Source organism: Micromonospora phytophila, from assembly GCF_023656545.1.
GTDB classification, from domain to species: domain Bacteria; phylum Actinomycetota; class Actinomycetes; order Mycobacteriales; family Micromonosporaceae; genus Micromonospora; species Micromonospora phytophila.
The window spans coordinates 1-4,803 of the sequence record NZ_JAMOKF010000374.1 but is presented as its reverse complement, the minus strand read 5'-3'; the positions used below and the strand labels follow the sequence as shown (position 1 = coordinate 4,803).

4 protein-coding genes and 1 pseudogene are annotated in these 4,803 nt (G+C 66.8%); 3 read left to right on the top strand and 2 right to left on the bottom strand.

Annotated features, from left to right (window positions below; translation table 11 throughout):
- The 3 genes and pseudogenes from NCC78_RS27665 to NCC78_RS27655 all read left to right on the top strand — a co-directional run.
- Window positions 1-783, top strand: a pseudogene (locus tag NCC78_RS27665) (elongation factor G); the annotation flags it as partial.
- Between the two features lie 513 nt (window positions 784-1,296).
- Window positions 1,297-1,854, top strand: coding sequence for a PP2C family protein-serine/threonine phosphatase (locus NCC78_RS27660; protein WP_308220964.1), 558 nt, complete (start codon window positions 1,297-1,299; stop codon window positions 1,852-1,854).
- Between the two features lie 132 nt (window positions 1,855-1,986).
- Window positions 1,987-2,538 (top strand): YrhB domain-containing protein, encoded by a 552-nt coding sequence (locus NCC78_RS27655; RefSeq protein WP_250798160.1) that lies wholly within the window; start codon window positions 1,987-1,989, stop codon window positions 2,536-2,538.
- 646 nt (window positions 2,539-3,184) lie between these two features.
- Here the strand turns inward: NCC78_RS27655 and NCC78_RS27650 are convergent.
- Window positions 3,185-3,667, bottom strand: a complete 483-nt coding sequence (locus NCC78_RS27650; RefSeq protein WP_250798159.1) for a P-loop nucleotide/nucleoside kinase family protein — start codon at window positions 3,665-3,667, stop codon at window positions 3,185-3,187.
- The gene (locus tag NCC78_RS27645) at window positions 3,667-4,188 is read right to left on the bottom strand and encodes a nucleotidyltransferase domain-containing protein (protein WP_250798158.1); all 522 of its coding nucleotides are present in this window, start codon (window positions 4,186-4,188) and stop codon (window positions 3,667-3,669) included. The genes NCC78_RS27650 and NCC78_RS27645 overlap by 1 nt, the downstream gene beginning before the upstream one ends.
- Window positions 4,189-4,803: the final 615 nt, after the last annotated feature.

The window sequence follows — 4,803 nt, the reverse complement described above, 5'->3', positions numbered from 1 at the left end:
GAGGTGCAGAACGGGGTGCTGGCAGCCCTCATGGCGGACCGGTACGGCGTCCAGGTGCGGTTCTCCGGCACGCTGACGGCCTGCATCGAACGGGTCGCCGGCAGCGGAGCCGCCGAGGAGCGGGCGCACGAGTGCGGCAACCCGTACCTGGCCGGGCTGGGGTTGCGCATCGAGGCCGCCCCGGTCGGGCACGGCATCGAGTTCCGCCCCGGTGTCGAGCCCGGTCGGCTCCCGCCGGCATTCGTCGCCGCCACGGAGGAAGGCGTGCGGGCCGCGCTCCGGCAGGGCCGGCATGGCTGGCCGGTCGCCGACTGCACGGTCACCATGACGGCTTCCCGGTACTGGCCGCGACAGAGCAAGCCGCACCAGAAGTTCGACAAGTCCATCTCGACCGTCGCGGCGGACTTCCGCAATCTCACCCCGGTCGTGGTCGCCGCGGCGCTGCGTCAGGCCGGTACCCGGGTGTGCCAACCGATCGAGCGGTTCGACGTCAACCTTCCGCAGCATGCGGTGGAGACGGTGATGGCGTTGCTCGGCCGGCTGGGCGCGGTCGTCCACGACACCGCCGTCGCCGGCGGGTACCTCGAGGTGGGCGGCACCCTGCCGTCCTCCCGGGTGTCGCAGGTCGTCGCCGCTCTTCCCGATCTCACCGGCGGCGAGGCCGTCCTGACCACCACCTTCGACCACTATGCGCCGGTAACCGGTGAGGACCCGCCGACTTTGCCCCGGCGCGGACCCGATCCGGACGACCGGGAGGCGTGGTTCCGTGCCGTACCCCGGTAGACCGGTCGCGACGTCGCGGCATGCCCGCCGATCCTGCTGCCGGCCGGGGGCGGCCGGCTGCCGAGACGCTGCGATCAGCTTGAACTCCGGACTGAACACCCGCCGTGACGGCCGCGGCGCCGGATCAGACCCGCCCGGCGCACCCTGCACGGGCTGGTCCTCAGAAGATGTCGACACGTACACCAGGATCTCCGATCCCGCCCTCGGTCAGCACCCCGCACTCACACGAGGTGTCTCACACCATCCTGACCAAGAGGGGTCCGCATCCAGTCCGCAAGAGGTCCACGGACGGCGGGGAAGTGGTGTGAGATGCCGAGAGGCATCTACCCTGCTAGACGCCGATCCGCCCAGGTCGTCACGGCGGCCAACTTGATCTCATAATCCCTCGGTCGCGGGTTCGAGTCCCGCCCGCCCCACCACGCAAAACCCCTGGTCAGCCATGCTGCCAGCGACCCGGACGAACCGCGTCAAGATCCGGCCCGACGTGCGTCAGGAAGACCTTCTCGGCGGCTGGTGCCGGCGGCAGACCTTGCCGACGTGCTCGGAAGGGCGATCCAAGACGTTAACGACAAACTTCGTCAGCGAATCCGCCAGGAGCCTGAGCTGGCAGGCATGGGGACCACCATGGTCGCCGCCCTGTGGTCAGGCGATACCGCAGTCCTGGCGAACGTCGGCGACTCCCGCGCATATCTGATGCGCGACTTCCGAGCCGCCCACAGCCCGTTAGTTCGAGTCAGTGAGGACCACATCTATCGGCACCTCGTATCCGACGCGGGGGACGTGCCGGACCTGCCTGAGAAGCTGGCGCGCTTCCTTGACGGGCGAACCGACGGTCGGTCACCGGATGTGACCGTCCTGCAGCTCCGCCCTGGTGACCGGTTGCTGTTGTGCTCGGACGGGCTGAGTTCGTACGTGCCGGCGGACCTTATCCGCAGTGCCCTCAACTCGGCTGACAGTCCGCCGCACGTCGCCGACGCGCTCATTGCCGCCGCCCTCGATCAGGGTGGGCACGACAACGTCACGGTGATGGTCATCGACATCGCGGACCAAGCACTCGACGGCCGCCGCTGATCGGTCAGCGAGGGATTGCGCACTCACATGCCGATGACAGGACGTCGACTGCATCAGTGACCCCTCGATGAGACACGAGCGGGGTTTCGAATGCGGTTGGTGTGTTGGTCGTCGTGATGGATGATGCCGGATGTGATCACCAGGGAGCGCGCTGTCGCGCTCGTCGAGGCCTTGCTGATCAGGCAGCGACGGGAGGGACGGCTGGCCGATGTGCCCGAGGTTGCAGTCTGCGGTGTCGAGGAGCACGCGCTCGGGTGGTTGGTCGGCTGGCAGTCTGTTGAGTACCTGCGTTCCGGTGACTTCGGCAAGATGCTGGTGGGACAGGGCCCCTACTTCGTAGATGGGGAAGACGGCAGCATCCACCACATACCGGTCGCGATATGCGGCACAGATCGATGGGCTGACGTGTATCTGCAGCAGCACAAGGGCGTCACACCTCCGGATCCGCTGCTCGCCGAAGTCCGTGCCCTCGTGCAGCGTGGGGACAGGATGGCGGCGCTGCGGCATGTCCGCCAGCAGGCGCCACGGATGAGCCTGCGGGATGCCAAGGCGTACTTCGACGCGGTAAGCGAGGGAGATGAGCCCTCGGAGTGCTTGGCGCGCCTCACGCGGGAGGAACCAGAGCCGCTGTTACTCGCGATCGAGACGCTTGCCGGCCCGCATGACGAGGACGCTGGAGCGTAGGCCAACAACTGCGGGTTAGGGACGGCGACCACACAGAACAAGACGACCCGACGGCGAGCATCGCTGGGCACCCATCGCACGCTAGCCAAGATTGCATAGCCGCTGCTCACCAAGGCCGGACGCGCGGATCTGCCGCGATGCGCGCCCCTGTCGCGGACCGTGAGGGCCTCCGCGACTCCTCTTGAGGATCATGTCGGGCATCAGGTGGGGCGCGAGCGTCAAGCATGTCCCCTGACAGGACAACGGGCACGGTGAACCCACTGCCGAATTGGCCTCTTCTGAATCAAGGCGGCCCGCAAAGCGGGCCGCGCCGGCCCGGCCCCGGCCTGCTGGCGACCTCCGGCCGGCATCGGCCGGGCCGGCCGGCCACACTGACGGACGACAAGGACTCCCGAAGACCTCGGGGCTCCGCCCCGAACCCCGGCCCTCTTCAGAGATCAGCCGGGGGGCGGATCCCCTCGCCGGGCACCACAAGGGCTACCAGCCTCCCCGGACGGGGCCAAGGTCGTTCGTCCGGTAGGGCGCTCCACCTTGTCCCCGTCCGGGGAGGCTGGACGGTCTGGCGACTGCCCGACGAGGAGATCCGCTCATCCGCTTCGCCATTAACAGCACGCTGGCCATTCGTCACCGAGCCGGACGCGGCGGCTCAGGGCATGGGATCAAATAGATCTAGCTCGTCCTGCGTGGGGCGTTCTCGCTGGAAGAAGGTCCATGCCTCCTCGAATTGCTCGTCGGGGATGCGGAAGACGCCCGGTGGCGCGGCGGCATTCCTGTTCCTCAGCCGGTCGAGCAGCTCTTGCTTCGTGGGCTCCAGCAGGCAAAGCACTACCCGAGCGCCGAGCGCTTGAGCCTCCGATCGGTAGCGATCGCGCTCCTCCCTGGCCCAAAGTCCCCAGTCAAGGACGACATTGCAGCCCATCGCCAGCACCCGTAGCGCGGTCGACCACTGAAGCTCCTCTACGCGATCTCTCAGGCTGTCGAGCTCTACCTCAGACATCTCGGGATGAAGGACGTGGAGCCATTCGTCGGCGGTGAGCCGCAGGGCAGCGTGTTCTTCTTCCAGCCGTCGGGCCAAGGTGGTCTTGCCGCTGCCCTGGATACCGCACGTCAGGAAGAGAGTGGCGGGCACTATCGGACGATATCGCCTGCTCGCTTGGCCTCCGCTGCGAGCATGTGCAGAAGGGCCAGGTCGGCGCGGTCGATATCGCGCGGCTCGTACCCGCTGTGGAACAGCAGTTGCTGCTCCACCGAGATGCAGTTGACCGGGCGACCGGCGATGGTTCCGGTGGTGAAGCACTCCTTGGGCCAGCGGAAGCTAGCGCCATCGAGGCCGGCCTGGTGGCCGTCGCCAACCTCGTCGAACTTGAGCGGGTGAAGGTCTACTCGACCTCGTTCTTCGGCGACCACTTCAACGCGTACCGGGCGCCAGTCGGTCTCGATGACGTAGCCCAGCCGGCCGAGAGCCAGCAGGGCCGCTGCTTCGTGCTCTGCGGAGACTGCCAGGTCCAGGTCGCGGTGTGGACGAGTCTGCTGTCCGAACAGCGCGTCCACACCCCACCCGCCGCTGATCCATGCGTTGCAGCCGGCGGCAGCGAGAGTGTCCAGAACCGTGTGGACCTCATCGGCATTCATATCAGCAGCGTTGATCATGCCCGTCTTTCTAGCGCAACCGGCAGGCCAGGGCCAGCCGAAAAGATTTTCGCAATGCCTCCTGGTGGCTGTACAGCCATCAGTACAGCCAAGCCCGGCGACGACAACCATCAGAGGTCGACGCGAGACCACAAGACGAGCAGCTCAGCCGTACCAGTCGAGGTCGACCGACAGCAGTCTTGATCTTTGCAAGGCAGGGCGATGATGGATGCCATGATCTCCAGTGCCCGTCGCTCCCTCTCCCGATGGCGCAGCAGGCGTCCGAGCCGGTCCGCGCGTGTCTGCTGGTCCTTGGTCTTCTGGGGTGGGTATGCCGTCTGGACGTGGATGGTCTACGACTGGGCGGCAGAGCATGGGTATCAGCTTCTGTTGGGCGGCTACCGCCCGTGGTACTTCGCGGTGGCGGCGCTGACGTACTGGCCAGTGGCGTGTTTGCTTTGGTGGTCCATGTTCTCTAAGAGCCTGGTAAATAAGGGTTTCAGGTGTGTTGGTGGCGGGCGAGGCGGCGGGTCATGACGATGATCATGGCCCATTGGACCATCGCGGCGTGGTGGTCGGGTAGCCGTTCGTAGTCTCGGACCGTGCGTCGGCACCGGTTGATCCAGGAGAACGTGC